This is a genomic window from Kitasatospora sp. A2-31, assembly GCF_022288725.1.
Lineage (GTDB): Bacteria > Actinomycetota > Actinomycetes > Streptomycetales > Streptomycetaceae > Kitasatospora.
Map to the genome: position 1 here is coordinate 603,909 of NZ_JAKNTA010000002.1, position 15,447 is coordinate 619,355.

20 protein-coding genes are annotated in these 15,447 nt (G+C 75.6%); 6 read left to right on the forward strand and 14 right to left on the reverse strand.

Features of this window, described 5'->3' with window-relative positions:
* Positions 1-7: 7 nt before the first annotated feature.
* From MCM47_RS07550 to MCM47_RS07600, 11 genes are all read right to left on the reverse strand, one after another.
* On the reverse strand, positions 8-514 hold the full coding sequence (locus tag MCM47_RS07550; RefSeq protein WP_238859688.1) for a flavin reductase family protein: 507 nt from the start codon (positions 512-514) through the stop codon (positions 8-10).
* Positions 515-558: 44 nt separating this feature from the next.
* Positions 559-1,467 carry a non-homologous end-joining DNA ligase gene (gene ligD / locus MCM47_RS07555; RefSeq protein ID WP_238859693.1) on the reverse strand — a complete coding sequence of 303 codons (909 nt, stop codon included), beginning with the start codon at positions 1,465-1,467 and terminating at the stop codon, positions 559-561.
* 7 nt (positions 1,468-1,474) lie between these two features.
* Positions 1,475-2,092, reverse strand: a complete 618-nt coding sequence (locus MCM47_RS07560; protein ID WP_238859695.1) for a DNA polymerase ligase N-terminal domain-containing protein — start codon at positions 2,090-2,092, stop codon at positions 1,475-1,477.
* Positions 2,093-2,224: 132 nt separating this feature from the next.
* The gene (locus MCM47_RS07565; RefSeq protein ID WP_238859697.1) at positions 2,225-4,069 is read right to left on the reverse strand and encodes a complex I subunit 5 family protein; all 1,845 of its coding nucleotides are present in this window, start codon (positions 4,067-4,069) and stop codon (positions 2,225-2,227) included.
* Between the two features lie 7 nt (positions 4,070-4,076).
* Positions 4,077-4,421: a sodium:proton antiporter gene (locus MCM47_RS07570; RefSeq protein WP_238859699.1), complete on the reverse strand. Its 345-nt coding sequence runs from the start codon at positions 4,419-4,421 to the stop codon at positions 4,077-4,079.
* Positions 4,418-5,158, reverse strand: a complete 741-nt coding sequence (locus MCM47_RS07575) for an MnhB domain-containing protein (RefSeq protein WP_238859701.1) — start codon at positions 5,156-5,158, stop codon at positions 4,418-4,420. Before MCM47_RS07575 ends, MCM47_RS07570 begins: the two co-directional genes overlap by 4 nt.
* Positions 5,155-5,424, reverse strand: a complete 270-nt coding sequence (locus tag MCM47_RS07580; RefSeq protein WP_238859704.1) for a DUF4040 domain-containing protein — start codon at positions 5,422-5,424, stop codon at positions 5,155-5,157. The genes MCM47_RS07575 and MCM47_RS07580 overlap by 4 nt, the downstream gene beginning before the upstream one ends.
* Positions 5,421-5,720, reverse strand: a complete 300-nt coding sequence (locus tag MCM47_RS07585) for a monovalent cation/H(+) antiporter subunit G (RefSeq protein WP_238859705.1) — start codon at positions 5,718-5,720, stop codon at positions 5,421-5,423. The genes MCM47_RS07580 and MCM47_RS07585 overlap by 4 nt, the downstream gene beginning before the upstream one ends.
* A complete protein-coding gene (locus tag MCM47_RS43200; RefSeq protein ID WP_238859706.1) occupies positions 5,721-5,978 on the reverse strand; it encodes a monovalent cation/H+ antiporter complex subunit F in 258 nt (85 codons plus the stop codon).
* Positions 5,975-6,424 (reverse strand): Na+/H+ antiporter subunit E, encoded by a 450-nt coding sequence (locus tag MCM47_RS07595; protein ID WP_238859707.1) that lies wholly within the window; start codon positions 6,422-6,424, stop codon positions 5,975-5,977. Before MCM47_RS07595 ends, MCM47_RS43200 begins: the two co-directional genes overlap by 4 nt.
* A 213-nt stretch (positions 6,425-6,637) precedes the next feature.
* Positions 6,638-7,225 carry a DUF6328 family protein gene (locus MCM47_RS07600; RefSeq protein WP_238859708.1) on the reverse strand — a complete coding sequence of 196 codons (588 nt, stop codon included), beginning with the start codon at positions 7,223-7,225 and terminating at the stop codon, positions 6,638-6,640.
* 267 nt (positions 7,226-7,492) lie between these two features.
* On the opposite strand from MCM47_RS07600, the gene MCM47_RS07605 reads away from it, so the two are divergent.
* The 4 genes from MCM47_RS07605 (at position 7,493) to MCM47_RS07620 (ending at position 10,690) form a co-directional block, all read left to right on the forward strand.
* A complete protein-coding gene (locus MCM47_RS07605) occupies positions 7,493-7,930 on the forward strand; it encodes an STAS domain-containing protein (RefSeq protein WP_238859709.1) in 438 nt (145 codons plus the stop codon).
* Between the two features lie 12 nt (positions 7,931-7,942).
* A complete protein-coding gene (locus MCM47_RS07610; protein ID WP_238859710.1) occupies positions 7,943-8,437 on the forward strand; it encodes an ATP-binding protein in 495 nt (164 codons plus the stop codon).
* Between the two features lie 498 nt (positions 8,438-8,935).
* Entirely contained in the window at positions 8,936-9,379 is a 444-nt protein-coding gene (locus MCM47_RS07615; protein WP_238859711.1) for an ATP-binding protein, read from the forward strand.
* A gap of 153 nt (positions 9,380-9,532) precedes the next feature.
* Positions 9,533-10,690 carry a hypothetical protein gene (locus tag MCM47_RS07620; protein ID WP_238859712.1) on the forward strand — a complete coding sequence of 386 codons (1,158 nt, stop codon included), beginning with the start codon at positions 9,533-9,535 and terminating at the stop codon, positions 10,688-10,690.
* 85 nt (positions 10,691-10,775) lie between these two features.
* Here MCM47_RS07620 and MCM47_RS07625 read toward each other — a convergent pair whose 3' ends face one another.
* From MCM47_RS07625 to MCM47_RS07635, 3 genes are all read right to left on the reverse strand, one after another.
* Complete coding sequence (locus MCM47_RS07625) at positions 10,776-10,943, reverse strand: hydrophobic protein (RefSeq protein WP_238860054.1); 168 nt, start codon at positions 10,941-10,943, stop codon at positions 10,776-10,778.
* Between the two features lie 188 nt (positions 10,944-11,131).
* Entirely contained in the window at positions 11,132-12,259 is a 1,128-nt protein-coding gene (locus tag MCM47_RS07630; protein WP_238859713.1) for a glutamate--cysteine ligase, read from the reverse strand.
* Between the two features lie 5 nt (positions 12,260-12,264).
* Positions 12,265-13,284, reverse strand: coding sequence for an SDR family oxidoreductase (locus tag MCM47_RS07635; protein WP_238859714.1), 1,020 nt, complete (start codon positions 13,282-13,284; stop codon positions 12,265-12,267).
* Positions 13,285-13,621: 337 nt separating this feature from the next.
* On the opposite strand from MCM47_RS07635, the gene MCM47_RS07640 reads away from it, so the two are divergent.
* Together MCM47_RS07640 and MCM47_RS07645 are read left to right on the forward strand one after the other, a co-directional pair.
* Positions 13,622-14,026, forward strand: coding sequence for an ATP-binding protein (locus MCM47_RS07640; RefSeq protein ID WP_238859715.1), 405 nt, complete (start codon positions 13,622-13,624; stop codon positions 14,024-14,026).
* A 389-nt stretch (positions 14,027-14,415) separates the two neighbouring features.
* Positions 14,416-15,366 carry a SigB/SigF/SigG family RNA polymerase sigma factor gene (locus tag MCM47_RS07645; RefSeq protein WP_238859716.1) on the forward strand — a complete coding sequence of 317 codons (951 nt, stop codon included), beginning with the start codon at positions 14,416-14,418 and terminating at the stop codon, positions 15,364-15,366.
* Positions 15,367-15,447: the final 81 nt, after the last annotated feature.

Here is a 15,447-nt window from a genome sequence, read left to right on the forward strand (position 1 = left end):
AAGTGCGTCAGGCCGGATGGCCGGGCTCGAGGCCGCGGACGTCGCGGTAGGTGAGCGCCCTCGCGTGCGCCGGGTCGTTGCGGGCGGTGATCGGGTCGAGCAGGAACCCGGTGTGGTCGCCCCAGTCGGCGCGGTCGAGGACCTGGCCGACGAACCAGGCCGGCACACCGGACAGCACCGGTACGCCGCCCGGCCCCGGGACCCACGCGGCGGCGGCGAACTTGTCCACCTCGTCGCCGGTCGCGGAACCGAAGAGTTCGGCGAGTCCCTGCCCGGGCGGCACCAGGTGGACCGCGACGAACCGGGCCCGGGAGGCGATCCGGTGCGTGTGGTTGGCCTTGGAGATCCAGACCACGAAGCGGGCGGGGTCGATCGAGCACTGGCCGGCGAACCCGACCAGGCAGCCGGCCCGCTCACCGTCGACGGCGGTGGTGACGATGTGCACCGGATAGTCCAGGGCCTCGACGAACGACTGGAACCCACCCGGGTTCTCGCTCTCCGCGGCGTTGCTCATGGCGCTCGCTCCTTCTCCTCGACGTCGGTTCCCGGACTGCGCCCTCACCGGTCGAGCCCGGCCAGCCGGCGGTGGGCCGCACCGAGCGAGCGGGGGCGGGGCGCCGGGTTCCACGGGTCGCGCTCGGCGAGCTCGTCGGCGTCGGCGAGCGTCCAGCGCCGGGCGGTGAACTCCGGCTGCTCGACCTCGGCCCAGGCCAGCGGTGCCGCGACGGGCGCTCCCGGCAGTGCACGCACCGAGTACGGGGCGACGGCCGTCTGGGCGTAGGCGTTGCGTTGGGTGTCGAGGTAGAGCCGGCCCTGCCGGGCCTGCCTGCGCGCGGCGGTGGTGAGGCGGTCGGGGTGCCGGGCGGCGAGCAGGTCGGCGAGCTCGCGCGCGAACGCGCGGACGTCGTCGAACGGCGCCCGGCGGTCCAGCGGCACGACGACGTGCAGGCCGCGCGAGCCGGTGGTCATCGCGAGCGTGGGCAGGCCGAGCTCGTCCTCCAGGGCGGTGCGCAGCAGCAGCGCGGCGTCGCGGACGGGGGCGAAGCCGGCACCGGACGGCGGGTCGAGGTCGAACACCAGCCGGTCGGGGTGGTCGGGGCGGTCGGCCCGGGACAGGAAGCGGTGGAGCGTGGTGCAGGCCTGGTCGGCGAGGTAGACCAGGGTGGCCGTGTCCTCGCACAGGACGTAGTCCACGGTGCCGCCCTCCTTGGGCAGTTCGGCGCGGTGGATCCAGGAGGGGAAGTACTCGGGGGTGTCCTTCTGGACGAAGCCGCGGTCGCCGACGCCGTCCGGGTGCCGCTCCAGCATGAGCGGGCGGCCTCGCAGGTGCGGGAGCGCGGCGGCGGCGACGGTGCGGTAGTAGGCGACCAGGTCGGCTTTGGTGAGGCCGTCGTCGGGGAAGAGCACCTTCTCCGGCCGCCGGACCGTGACGGTGCGGCGGCCGGCCCGGACCGTGGTGGTGGTCATGGCGTCCTCACTCGGGGCGGGCGCCGGCGGCGACCTGGCGCAGGGTGTGGCCGGACCGGGCCGAGCGGGCCCGGTACGGGTCGGGCGTGCCGCCGGCCGCCGCCCGGGCGTCGGCGTGCTTGACCAGCAGCCAGGCCTCGCGATCCCCGCCGTCGGCGCCGGTGCGGATCCGGGTGAGCGAGTAGCCGCCGTGCAGCTTGTGGCCGTCGAGGCGGAACGAGGCGTGCCCGCGGGCGAGCGCCTCGGTGAACGGTACGGGCCGGCCGTCCCGATCGGTGGTCAGATTGCGGTAGGTGCCCTCGTCCCAGACGATCACGGTGCCTGCGCCGTACTCGCCGTGCGGGATGACGCCCTCGAAGGTGCGGTACTCCAACGGATGGTCCTCGGTCGGGGTGGCCAGTCGCTTGTCGTGCGGATCGGTGGAGGGGCCCTTGGGGACGGCCCAGGACTTCAGCACGCCGTCGGCCTCCAGCCGGAAGTCGAAGTGCATGGTGCGCGCGTCGTGGATCTGCACCACGAACCTGGGCGCGTCCCCGGACGGGGAGCCCCGCTCGCCGCGTGGCTCGGCGGTCCGGGAGAAGTCGCGTCGGCGGTGGTAGTGCTCCAGGACGTCCTCGGTGGCCATCGTCTCCTCCCGGGGTCGGGCCGGGCTTCTTCGACGCCGGGCGCCTACCCCGGTTACGCGTTCTCAGCCACCCGGCGGCGCTCCGTACACCGGCTCCACGGGCCGCCGGTCGGCCCGGTCGACCGCCGGCCGTCACAGCTGTGCGGCGAGGGCCGCCAGCAGGACGGCCATGCCCACGGCCAGCCAGGCCACGTAGTCCCCCAGGAGCCCCGAGTGCAGCCGGCGCAGGGGCAGGACGGCTGCCCGGTACGGCCCGCCGGTGCCGCGCCGGGGGTCGCGGCGGAGTGCGGCGGTGGCGAAGCCGGCGGCCAGGAGGGCGGAGACCAGGCCGAGCACGACGCCGGCCGTCGTCCACCCGGCCTCCGGAGCCTCGCCGGCCGGCGAGGCGGGCCGGCCGAGGACGGCGGCGAGGTAGCCGGCGCGGTCGCTGAAGGCCGCCGCGGCGGCGCCGAGTGCCCGGCCCACGCCCGGCAGGACGCCGACGGCCAGGCAGCCGGCCAGCAGCAGGGCGGGCACGACGGTCATCGGAGCGGGCATCCGCCGGCCCGGCTCGCGGATCTCCGGCTCCTCGCCCTCGCCGGTGGTCGCGGCCACCTCCGGGTGCTCGGACGGCGGGGCGCCGAACCCGCCGAAGACCCGCAGCCCGGCGCGCAGCACCGCACCGCCGGTGAGCGCCGACACCAGGACGAACACGGCCGGCAGCCAGCCGAGTTCGTGCCCGGCGGCCTCCTCGGTGACGGCCTTGCCGAGGCCGGTGCCGAACGGGGGCAGCCCGGCCAGGGCCAGCGCGCCCAGCAGGAACAGCACGCCGGGCAGCCGGAGCCCGCGGGCCCGGCCGTGCAGGCCGTGCTCGTCCACCGAGCCGAAGCGGTCCAGCAGGACGCCGGTGAGGCCGAACAGAGCGGCCTTCGCGCCGGCGTGGCCGGCCACGTAGACCGCGGTGCCGGCTACGCCCGCGGGGGTGAGCAGCGCGGTGCCGGCCAGGAACAGGCCGACGTGCCCGACCGTGGAGAACGCCAGCATCCGCTTCAGGTGCCGTTGCTGCCAGCACATGGTGGCGCCGACCAGCGCCGTCAGCACGCCGAACGCGAGCAGGGTGTCGCGGACGGCGGCGCCGGGCAGGCCGCCGGGGCCGGCGAAGACCACCTGGTGGATCCGGGCGAAGCCGTACACGCCGAGCTCGACCATCACCCCGGACAGCAGCATGCACACCGGGCTGGGCGCCACCGCGTGGGCGTCCGGGAGCCAGAAGTGGAAGGGCGCCGTCGCGGCCTTCACCAGCGGGCCGGCCATGACCAGGACGAACGCCACGACGATCAGCGCGTCCCGGCCCCGTCCGGCCGCGGCCCGCTCGTCCAGGGCGGCACCGATCTGGGCCAGGCCGAGCTCCCCGGTCCGGGCGTAGAGCAGGCCGATGCCGAGCAGCGAGAGGTACGCGGCGGCCGAGTTGACCAGGCCGAAGGCGAGGGCGCCGTGGAGCGGGCGCGGGTCCTCGATCCGGTAGCCGGTGAGCGCGTAGGCGACGGCGCCCATCAGTTCGAAGAAGACGAAGGCGTCGAAGAGGTCGCCGGTGAGCACGAAGCCGCACATCCCCGCCTCGAAGAGGAGGAGCAGGGCCGGGAACATACCCCCGTGCTCGCCGGAGGGCTCGTCGAAGTACCGCCAGGCGTAGCAGAGCACGGCCAGCACCAGGACGGCGGCGAGCAGGGCCAGGCCGGTGCCGAGGCGGTCGGCGACCAGGACGATGCCGACGCTCTGCCCGTCCTGCGGCAGGTACCCCCCGAGCCAGGAGACGACCCGGCCCTCGGGGCTCGTGCGGGACCAGAGCAGCGCCAGGCAGCCGACGCCGGCGGCGGCCCAGAGGGTGGCGAGCGCGTCCCGTCCGATCCTCGGCAGCCGTCTCCCGGCCACCGCCAGGACGGCCGCGCCCAGCAGCGGGATCGCGACGGCCAGCGGGAGGAGGTCGGCGGTGGTCACCGGGCGCTCAGCCCCGCAGCCCGGTGAGTTCCTCCGGGTCGACCGTGCCGTGCCGCTTGCGGAGTTGGATCACCAGGGCGAGCAGCAGGGCCGTGACGGTGGCGCCGACCACGATGTCGGTCAGCACCAGCGCCTGGACCACCGGGTCCACGACCGGGGCGTCGGTCGGCAGGTCGGAGAAGACGGGGGCGGTCGCGTCGCGGCGGTAGCCGATCGCGAGCAGCAGGACGTACGTCGAGGCCTGTGCGACGGCCAGGCAGCCGACCGCCTGCACCAGGTTGCGGCTGGTGACCAGGCCGTACAGCCCGGCGAGCAGGATCCACCCGGCGACGAGGTAGGGGAGCAGGCTCACCGGCCCCTCCCGCCCGGGGCGACCTCGACGGCCTGGTCCAGGAAGTGCGCCAGCAGCACCACGACGCCGGAGCCGACCTCCACGCCGACGACCGCGTTGAGCACCGGGACGAGGCCGCCGGAGGAGAGCTGGTCGAACGTCCCGAGCGGCAGGGTGTTGGCGAGGTACCCCGCGCCTGCCGCGAGGCCGATCAGGCCGAGGGCGGCGAAGGCCCCGGCGGCGAGGGCGTCGGCCACGTCCAGCACGGCCAGCGGCCGGATCCGTTTGAGTACCAGGTAGTCGGCGGCGACGTAGGCCAGGTGCAGGGCGGTGGCCAGCACCACGCCGCCCTGGAAGCCGCCGCCGGGGCTCAGCTGGCCGTGGGCGACGATGTAGCCGCCGGTCAGGACCGTGACCGGCAGCAGGGTGGCGCCGAACAGCCGCGTGGTGGGCAGGACGGGTCCGGGGGCCGGTCGGCGCTTGCGCTCGTCGCGGGCGAGTCGCAGCAACATGCCCGCGCCGAGGACCGAACCGAACAGGATCGACTCCTCGCCCAGGGTGTCGAAGGCCCGCTGGTCGAAGTTGACCGAGGAGACGATGTTGGCCGTCCGGTGGGCCAGCCCGGCCGACACCGCGCGGTCGCCGTAGGGGTGCCGGGACCCGCCGAAGGCCGGGAGTCCGGTGGCGGCGGCGATCAGCGCGGCGGCGAGGACGGCGGCGGCGGTCAGGAAGAGCCCGAGCCGGGCGGTGCGGCTCACTCGGTGCGGTCCGGTCGGTCGTCGGACCGCTCCTCGCGCCGTACCCGGCGGACGGTGAGCAGGATCAGCAGCGGGGTGACCGCGCTGCCCACGCCGAGCTGGGAGAGCGCGACGTCGGGCGCCTGGAGCACGGTGAACAGCACCGCGAGGCAGAGCCCGAGCAGCGCGAGGACGGCGGCCTGGCGGCCCGGGTCGCGGGTGAGCGCGGCGGCGGTCGCGGTGAGTCCCGTGAGCAGCAGGGCGATGACGATCAGGGCGTCGCTCACCGGCGTGCCTCCCGCGCGGCCTCGGTGCGGACGGTCGTCCGGGCCACGGCCATCGTGGTGACGGTGCCGCCCGCCGCCGTCAACAGGCCGATCACCAGCAGCTTGAGGGCGGCCCGGCCCGGTCCGGTGTCGACGGCGAGGGCGAGCGCGACCAACGGCGCGCCGAGGGTGGACGCGGGGGAGAGGGCGTGCAGCCGGAGGTAGGGACCCGGGAGCACGGCGAGCGCGACGGCGGAGAGCAGCAGGACGGCCGTTCCCGCGCACAGCAGGACCAGGGCCGCAGTGTGCCGGCCCATTCAGCGGTCCTCCCCGGTCAGGAGGCGGGTGAAGACCAGCGTCCCGGCGGGGGCGAGCACGGCCAGGTCGAGCGCCAGGTCGGTGTAGGAGGTACGACCGAAGCCCTGGGCGAGCAGCAGCAGGACGACCGACGTCAGCGTCGCGGCGAGGTTCAACCCAGCGAGACGGTGCTGTGGTTCGCCGCGCAGGGCGAGCGGCAGGCAGGCGCCGAGCCCCCCGACGGCGAGCACGGCCGCCGCCAGCAGCCAGGCGTTCACCGGCGGCCGCCGGTCAGTGCGCGCTCCAGCGCGGAGGGGCGGTCGTCGAGCGCGTGCACCGTCAGGGTGCGGTCCTCGCTCTCCACGACGTAGGCGCCGGGTGTCGCGGAGAGCAGACCGCCGGCCCAGGCGGGCCCGGTACCGCGGGCGAGCCGGACGGTGCGGAAGCCGGCGTCCGCACGGCGGCCGGGCGACAGCACGAGGACGGCCAGCCGCCCGGTGTCGGCGAGCAGGGTCCACGGGAAGGACCAGAGCGCCTGCGCCAGGTGGGCGGCGCCCCCGGGAGTGGCGCCCGAGGTGCGCCGGACGGCGACGGCACCCGTCGCGCCGAGGAGCGCGATGCAGCCGCCGACGGCGAGCTCCAGCGGCGTGACCGAGCTGATCAGTACGATGTTCAGCAGCAGCAACAGCCCCCACCAGAGCAGGAATTCGATCGCCGTCCGCACCGCACCACCTGTCCGCACCGCACCACCCCGGGTCGTCACCCGCCGCCGGAACCGGCGCCGGGACCCGCCGCCGTGGCGAGCGGCCCAGGTGTACCGCCCGGTGGGCGGCCCGGTCCCGTAGGCGCCGCCGCCACGCGCGGGATCACCGTGCCGGACCACCCGTTCGCCGGACGGCGGCACCGGAACGTCCGATGATCGGTTCGTCGGGGTCGGTCATTTCCGGACCGGTTCTCCGTCGTGCGGCGGCGGCTGTCCGAGGGTGAGGTACGTCTCGCGAGGAGGCCGCGTGCAGTGGCCGTTGTGTCGTCGCAGTTTCTGGACCGGCAGGATCAGCCAGCAGGTCGCGAACCAGAGCACGACGCCTCCCGCGATCCAGCCCGCGAGCGCCGACCCGGTCGCCACACGCAACAGGAGCAGCACGGCGGAGCCGATCGTCACGGCCAGCAGGACCAGGCCGATGGCGACCAACCTTGCAGCGGAGTCGACGAGTTGGGGCTTCAGCAGGTGCCCGGCGAAGATCCGGTGGTAGGCCACCGGCGCGGTCAGCGCACCCGTGGCGAGTGCACCGAGGACGACGGTGCTCACGTACAGTCCGCGGTCGAAGGCGTTCAGCTCGGTGAAACGGGGCATGAAGACGACGCTCAGCAGGAATCCGAAGAGGACCTGGGATCCGGTCTGGGCCACGCGGACCTCCTGGAGCAGATCGCCCCAGCGCCGGTCGGCCCGCTCGTCCGGAGATTCCCGGCGGCCGGTCCGGGGCCGGCGGCCGGGGGCGGTCCGGCCGGTGTCGGATGTCGTCATGGTGATCGCCTCCTCCTCCTCGGTGTCCGTAACCCTCCCCGGTGCCGCAGCCCCCGGTGTCCGTGGTCGGCGTCCGGCCGTGACGGTGCGTGTAGCCGTGACGGGGTCGGGCAAACGTCGGGCATGGAGGGCGAGCACGCGTCGTGGCCGGTTGCCCCGGGGGCGGCCGCCGCCCCGACGGACGCCGGGGTTCGCGCGCCCGGCCGTGCCGCGCGGCATCATGGTCGGGAAGGCACGTCTTCGTACCGACCGGACCGGGAGCCCGCCATGCCACGGCCAGCCGAGGAGCCCATCGGGGGCGAGGAAGTCCATGCCAGGCTGCAGGTGGCGGTGGGCAAGGAAGGGCCGGTACGGATCGTCACCGCGGCGGGCGAACTGGACCACGACACGGCGGACGAACTGCGGAGGGCGCTCGCCCTGCCCGTCGACAACGGGATCAGGCGGATCCTGGTCGACTTCGGCGACCTGCAGTTCTGTGACTCCACCGGCCTGAACCTCCTCCTGCGGGCCCGGCTGGACGCCGAGGCGGCCGGGCTGAGCCTGGAGGTGGCGGACCTGCAGCCGGCCGTCGCCAGGCTGTTCGCGATCACCGGGGTCGACACCGTGATGCGGATCCACCCCGACCGCGGGGCGGCGCTGAAGGTCCCGGACGCCGGGCCCGGGGACGAACAAGGGCCGCCCCCCGCGACCGCCGATGAGGCATGAGGGGGCCGGGGCATGACGAGACCCGGGAAGGACGCCCGGACGGCCGGTACGGAGCAGACCAGGCGGCTGGTCCTCGCCGGGAGCGAGGGCGCGGTGCAGCGCTGCCGGGACTTCAGCCGGGCGGCACTGCTCCTCTGGCAGTGGCTGCCGGCGGCCGACGACGAGCAGCTCGCCGTCACGGACGACGTCCTGCTGATGGTCTCCGAGCTGGTCACCAACGCCTGTCTGCACGCCCCGGGCGGCCCGCGGGAGCTACGCCTGTCCTGGGACGGCGTCCGGCTGCGGGTGGAGGTCGCGGATGCCAGCCCGGTGCCGCCGCGCCTGCTCGTGCACAGCGACCCGGCCCGGCCCGGCGGGCACGGCCTGCGGGTGGTCGACCGGCTCGCCCGGGCCTGGGGCTCGCTGCCGGAGGGTGACGGGAAGCTGGTCTGGCTGGAGGTTCCCGCCCCGCTCGACCACCAGCGGCTCGACCACCAGCGGCTCGACCGCCGGCCCCGCACCGACTGAGAGCGCCGGAGTCACAGCGCCCGAGCGGGGGCACGCCAGAGCAGCGCACAGCGCCCGGGCGGCTGAGCAGGCCCTGAGCCGCCGGTCACCGCTGACCCGGGTGCGGCTCCGGTGGCGGTGCCGGGTCGGGATCGGGGAACGGGGGGATCGGCGGCGGAACCGGATCCGGCCCTTCGCCGGGCCGCGGCGCGGGGTAGGGGTGGGGGATCGGCTCCGTGTCCGGATCGGGGGGTGTCGGGACGGTCATGGTGTCCTCCCTCCAGAGAGCCGCCACTGCCGACCGCGCGTCTTCCCGGCGGCCGTCGCCGGAAACCGTCGGAGCCGCCCTCCGGGCCGGGCGCTCGCGCCGGCGCGGTTAGGAGCGGGGACGTTCGGGTAGGCGAGCCCGAGTGAGTGGCCGGGACCGGTCCGAAGGGGATCTTCGGGGCCGGGGAACGGACCAGGCCACGAGGAGCACGAGCACCACGACACCGGACGGTGCGAGGGAGGTGCGGTCCTATGGCCCGGGCCCGGACGCCCGCTGTGCCGCGCTCCCTCGCGGGGCCGCGCGCCCGCTGGCTACCGCTGTCCGACCGGACGGGCATGGTGGCCGACGCCCGGTCCGTCACCCTGGACTTCCTCGCCGACGTCGCCGACCCGTCCGTGGTGGCCGACGCCGTGCTCCTGGTGTCCGAACTCATCGGCAACGCCATCCGCCACGCCGGGGAGCCGGGGTGGCTCCTGCTCGTCCGTCGTCCCGGCCTGCTGCGGATCGAGGTGAGCGACTCCAGCCCCAGACCACCGACGCCCCGTCGTCCGCGCGGCGGCGAGGCGCCGGGCGGTCTCGGCCTCTTCCTGCTCGGCTGCCTCGCCCTGCGGTGGGGCTGGCGCCCGCTGGGCCCGGGGAAGGCCGTCTGGTGCGAGCTCCGGCTGCCCCCGGCTGACGCGCCGGACCAGCCCTGACGCACCCGGACGTCCCGGGAGCGGCCCCGCCCGGCTCCGTTCCGCCGCCCGGCGGTGCTCCGAACGCGGCGGTGCGCCGAACGGCCGGCGGGAGGTGTTCCCCCACTCCGGGCGGGTAGGCGCCCCGGAGAGCCACCGATTCGGGAGGCCGCCATGGACCTCAGCTTCCTCACCCCGTTGCTCGACCGTCCCGGCCCCTGGGCCTCGGTCTACCTCGACACGTCGCACGCCACGGAGGACGCCGCCCAGCGCCGGGCCCTGATCGATCGCGCGGCCGTGCACCGGCTGAGCGGCGCCGGCGCGGACGAGAGCGCCTGCGCGGCCGTCCGCGACAAGCTCGCCGCCGAACCGGCCGCGGACTCCCCGCCGGGGCGGGCGCTGTTCGTCGCGGACGGCGACGTGGCGCTCGACGTCCCGCTCGCGGTGTCGCCGCCCGACGTGGCGGCCACCTGGGCGCCGCTCCCGCACACCGCCCCGCTGCTCGGCCTGCTGGACGACGCGATGCCGCGGTGCCTGGTCGCGGCCGTCGACCGGACCGGCGCGGAGCTGGAGCGGTGCGACCTCGGCCGGATGCAGCCGGTCGGCGCCGTGGACGGGAAGCAGTGGCAGGGCCGGGGGCACCGCGCGCCACCCACGGACCGCTACGAGTGGCACTACCGGCACCGCGTCGAGGACGCCTGGGACCGGACGGCCGCGATCATCGCCGACCACCTGACCCGGGTCTGGCCCGAGAGCGGCGCCGACCTGCTGGTCCTGGCCGGCGGCGCCCGCGAGCGCCGGGCCGTCCACGACCGCCTGCCGCAGCAGCTCCGGGCGACCACCGTCGAGGTGGACGGCGGAGGCCGGGCCGCGGGGATCGACCGCGCCGTCTTCGACGAGAGGATCCGGCAGGCCTGGGCCGACCACCGGGCCGGTCACCTCGACGAGGTCCTCGGCGCCTTCCGGGCGGGTCTGGGCCGCCCCGGCGAGCACGCCACCGACGGCGCGGGCATCGAGACCGCGCCCGGCGCCGCGGCCCAGGGCGTCCCGGCAGTGGTGAGCGCCGCACGGCAGCACCAGCTCGCGGCGCTGCTCGTCCAGGAGGGCGGCGGGGATCCGGAGCGACCGGTGTGGGTCGGCCCGAGCCCCGAGCACATCGGGGTCCAACGCGCCGACGTGCGCGCCATGGGCGTCGACCACCCCGAACAGGCGCCCGCCGCCGACGCGCTCCTGCGCGCCGCCGCGGCTGCGGGCGCGGAGGCCCTGCTGGTGCCCGAGGCCTCCGCCGGGCCGCCCGGCGGTGTCGGCGCCGTCCTGCGCTGGGCGGGGTGAGCCCCGCTCCGCAGCGCCCCCACGAGTGGGCCGCCCCGACCGGTGCTGGTCCGGGGCGGCCCTGGCACGCGGCCACGGGCATCGGTCACCATCGGTACCAGCGTCGGCCGTGGCCGGAGCCGCCCGAGGCGAAGAAGAAGCCGAGGATCCAGACCACCAGGACGGCCAGCGCGACCCACCAGAGGACGTGCATGGCGAATCCGGCGCCGCCCAGGATCAGCGCGAGCAGGAGGACGAGCACGAGGATCAGCATCGTCATCGCCTTTCCGTGAGGGGGAGGGGGACGTTCGGACCCTGCGTGTGCCCGGTTCACCCGGATCCATGCAGGTGCCCGTCCCTACGGGCCCGCCTCGCCTTCACCCGCGACCGGTGGACCGAGGAGGTCCTTCGGACCCGGACGGAGCAGCCGGCCGAGCCCGGACCCGGCGGGCGGCCCCGTCCTCACGGCACCGCGACGGTGAGTTCGGCGAGGTGGTCGACCACCGCCGCGAGGCGGCCGCCGTGGCGCTGCAGGGCCCGCCGCTGACGGGCTGCGCCGGTGCCGAGCCTGCGCAGGCGGGCGAGGGCGGACTCCACGGTGGCCAGGTCGCCGGCGGCGGCCAGCCCGGGGGCGGCCCGCTCCACGAGCCGGTCGACGAGCGCGGTCATCGGGGCGTGCCGGCCGGTGCACGGATCCACCCCTTCCCCGGAGAGGCCGGTCCGCGCGGCCTGCCAGTGCGCGGCGCCCACCACGCCGCCGGGCAGGGCGGGCGCCGGCCGGCCTGCCTCGATCTCGCCGAGCAGGACGGTGGCGAGGCCGCGCAGCAGCGCGGCGAGCAGCACGACCGTGTCGAGGTCGGCGTTGACGTCGGCGATCCGCACCTCCAGCGTCGGGACGTGTTCGGAGGGCCGTGCGTACCAGTAGATCATCCGGCGGTCGAGCAGCACCCCGCACTCCACCAGGGCGTCGGCCAACGCCTCGTACTGCGCCTCGTCCAGGACCGGAGCAGGTCCGACGGTGGGCCAGCGCGACCACTGCACGGTTCGCCAGCTGGCGAAGCCGCTGTCGCGGCCCACGGAGAAGGGTGAGTTGACCGCGAGCGCCTGGACCACGGGCAGCCACGGCCGCAGGTGGTTGCAGAGCGCCAGCGCCTGCCCGCGCCCCGCGGTGCCCAGGTGCACGTGGCAGCCGCACAGCGCGCCGTCGTAGCCCTGCAGGACGCCGGCGTAGCGGGCCGCCATCCGCCGGTAGCGCGGGTTGTCGGTGACCGGGCCGGGGCCCGGCCCGGAGAGCACCGGCGTGCCGGAGGCCACCAGCAGGCAGCCGGCGTCCGCCGCGGCTCCGGCGACCACCGAGCGCAGGTGGGCGAGGTCGGCGCGCAGGTCGTCGATCCGTTCGGCCGGGCGGCTGCACACCTCGACCTGGACGGGGAAGAACTCGTTCTGGACCTGGTCGCCCAGCACCCCGGTGGCGGCCTCGATCACCTGGGGAGCGCGCTCGACGGGCAGCCTGGTGCGCCGGTCGACCAGCAGGAACTCCTCCTCCACACCGACCGTCGGCACGGCCGGCGGCGCGCCGGTCCCGGTCACCGCGATCACCGCCCCCGGGCCAGCGCGCCTGCAGCGGCGCCGAGCAGGACGGCCGCGCCGCCGGCGGCCAGCACGCCGTGGTGCTGGGAGGCCCAGAGCTGTGCGCTGCGGTCCCGGGCCTCGGCGTCGAAGCGGCCGTGTGCTCCGTGGTCCTCGGCGCCGTCGACCGGAGCCCAGAGGTTGTCCGGGGCCTGCCTGCGGTGCGGCTGCTCGTCCTGCTGGGCGCGGATGCCCGTGCGGGCGAGGTAGCGGTCGAGCAGCCCGGGGGCGATCGCGTTGGCGATCAGAGTGGCGGCGGTGCTGGTGCCGACCCAGTACTCCCGGCGACCGGGGTGGTCGGCGGCGTACCGGACCGCACGGGCGGCCAGTTCCGGCTGGTGGACCGGCGGGACGGGTCGGGCCCGGCCGCGCATCCGGTTGCGCACCCAGTCGAACTGCGGAGTGTTCACGGCGGGCAGCTGCACCATCGTCACCCTCACCCCCGACCCGCTCGCCAGCAGCTCGCAGCGCAGCGCCTCGTGCCAGCCCTGGATGGCGTGCTTGGCGCCGCTGTAGGCGGTCTGCAACGGGATGCCCCGGTAGGCGATCGCCGAGCCGACCTGCACGACCGTGCCGTGGTCGCGCGGCAGCATCCGGCGCAGCGCGGCCCGGGTGGCGTTGACGTAGCCGAGGTAGGTCACCTCGGTCACCCGGCGGAAGTCGTCAGGCCCGATCTCGGTGAAGGGGGCGAAGACCGAGACGAAGGCGTCGTTCACCCAGACGTCGATCGGTCCGAACTCGGCCTCGGCGCGGGCCGCGGCGGCCTCGCAGGCCTCCGGGTCGGCGACGTCCGCCACGACGGTGCGCACCGGCGAGCCGGCCGCCTCGGCCTCCGCCGCGGCGGCGCGCAGCCCGGCGGCCCCGCGGGCCACCAGTACCAGGCGGTCGCCCCCGGTGGCGAAGGCGCGGACGCAGGCCCTGCCGATCCCCGCCGTGGCGCCGGTGATGACCACGGTCCGGGGCTGCGAACGGTCGGGGATCGTCATGGCCCGCGTCTTGCCTGTCGGGCGCCGCCGAAACGTCGGCCGGCCCGCACCCGGCGGCGGCTGTTCGTGGGTGTGGCGGTGCGGGGGGCGGGTAGACGCGCCTCCGGGCGGCGGACACGCCCGGTGACCGGCCGGCCGCAGGCCGAAGCCCCGAGGTCCGGTGGCCCCCGCCGTCCGACGGCGCCGAGCCGAACCGCGGCCGGACACCCGACGCGACGAGACGTTTCCGACCCGGCATGAGGAGGTCCGGATGGACTGCCCCGGGACAGGTCCGCTGCCGGGCCCCGCCCAGGGGCCGGAGCGCACGGTCCGGCTGCGTCTGCGAGGTGGTTCGGCCGTGGTGCAGCGCAGCCGCGACTTCTGCCGGGCGGCCCTGCTCTGCTGGCACTGGCTGCCCGCCGCGGACGAGGAGCAGCAGGACGTCGCCGCGGATGTCCTGTTGATGGTCTCGGAGCTGGTCACCAACGCCTGTCTGCACGCGCCCGGTGGCCCGCGCGAGTTGCGGTTGCGCTGGAACGGCCTTCGGCTGCGGGCCGAGGTCTCCGACGCCAGCCCGGTGCCGCCGCGCTTCCGCCCGCGGTCCGACCAGGGGCGGCCGAGCGGCTACGGCCTCCAGGTGGTGGACCGGCTCGCGCGCGCCTGGGGTTCGGTGCCCGAGGGAGGCGGAAAGGCGGTCTGGATGGAGGTGGCGTCCCCGATCGACCACCATGTCCGTACCGTCGGAGCCGGGCCCCGGAGCTGACGCGGCGGTCCGAACGGCGTGGACCGGGCGCAGTGGCCGGGGGCGCGGTGGCCGGAGCGGTGGCCGGAGCGGTGGCCGGATCGGGGGCGTCGGGACACCGTTCCATCCTTCTTCATTCCTCTCACTACTCGCGGACGTCGCTGTGCGCGCGCGCCTACCCGAGCAAATCAACACAAACCATCTGAAACGTGAATCAAATGTCGCCTATGGGGGTAGAACAGTCTCACAGCGGCTGCGGAGAACCGCCGCCGCCCCGCACCCCACCGGGTGCCACCGGGACCTTCGCTTGAAGAAGCCGGGCACAGGTCCTGGGGGAAGAAGCCCGCGACGCGCGAGCGCCGGTTCGCGCGGCCTTGCGTGGCATTCACCCCGATGCCCTGGAGAACCAAGTGTCAGCCCCACTGGAAGCCCCCTCGCCCGCGCGCGCCCGCACCGCGGCTGCTCCGTCGCCGGAGCGCCCGCCGGGGCCCGCCTGCGAGTTGCCCTCCGACCTCCCCCCGCGCCCGACCGAGGCCGAGCTGCGCACGATGGGCAAGTCCGAGGCGCGCGAACTCAGCGACGCGCTGTTCGCGCGGCTCGCCGGTCTCGCTCGCGAGACGTACGCCTACAGCTACGTGCGCGGCACGATCATCGAGCTCAACATGCCGCTGGTGCGGTTCATCGCGGCCCGGTTCCGGCATCGTGCCGAGGACATGGACGACATCCTCCAGGTCGGCACGATCGGCCTCATCAAGGCCGTCGACGGCTACGACGCGGCACGCGGCGTCGAGTTCGTCACCTACGCCATCCCCACCATCGCCGGGGAGATCAAGCGCTTCTTCCGTGACACCTCCTGGCCGGTGCGGGTCCCGCGCAGCATGCAGGAGCTGTACCTCACCGTCGCCCGCGGCTCGGACCGGCTGGAGCAGCAGCTCGGCCGCCTCCCGCATCCGGGCGAGATCGCCGAGGACCTGCACATCACCGTCGACCAGGCCGTCGAGGGGCTGGTCGCGGGCCGGGTCTACCGCCCCAACTCCCTGGACGCGCTGCGCGACCCCGACAGCGACGAGGCCGGCAGCGCGCTCGTCGACCGCCTCGGCGCCTGCGACCCGGGCATCGAACTCGCCGTCTTCCGCACGGCGGTGCAACCGCTGCTCGCCCAACTGCCCCAGCGGGAGCAGCTCGTGCTCAAGCTGCGTTTCTGGGAGGGCCGGACCCAGTCCGAGATCGCCGAGCGGATCGGCGTCTCGCAGATGCACGTATCCCGGCTGCTCACCGCCACGCTGGCCCGGCTGCGCGAGCAGCTGGAGGACCGCGACGCTCCCGGATGGGCGGGCGACGGAGTGGAGCCGCCCGCCTGAGCCGTCCCGACCCACGCCGATCCTCGCGCCGATCCCCCGCCCGACCCGCGTTTCCGGCCCCCCGCAGCGGAAAGCCGCGCT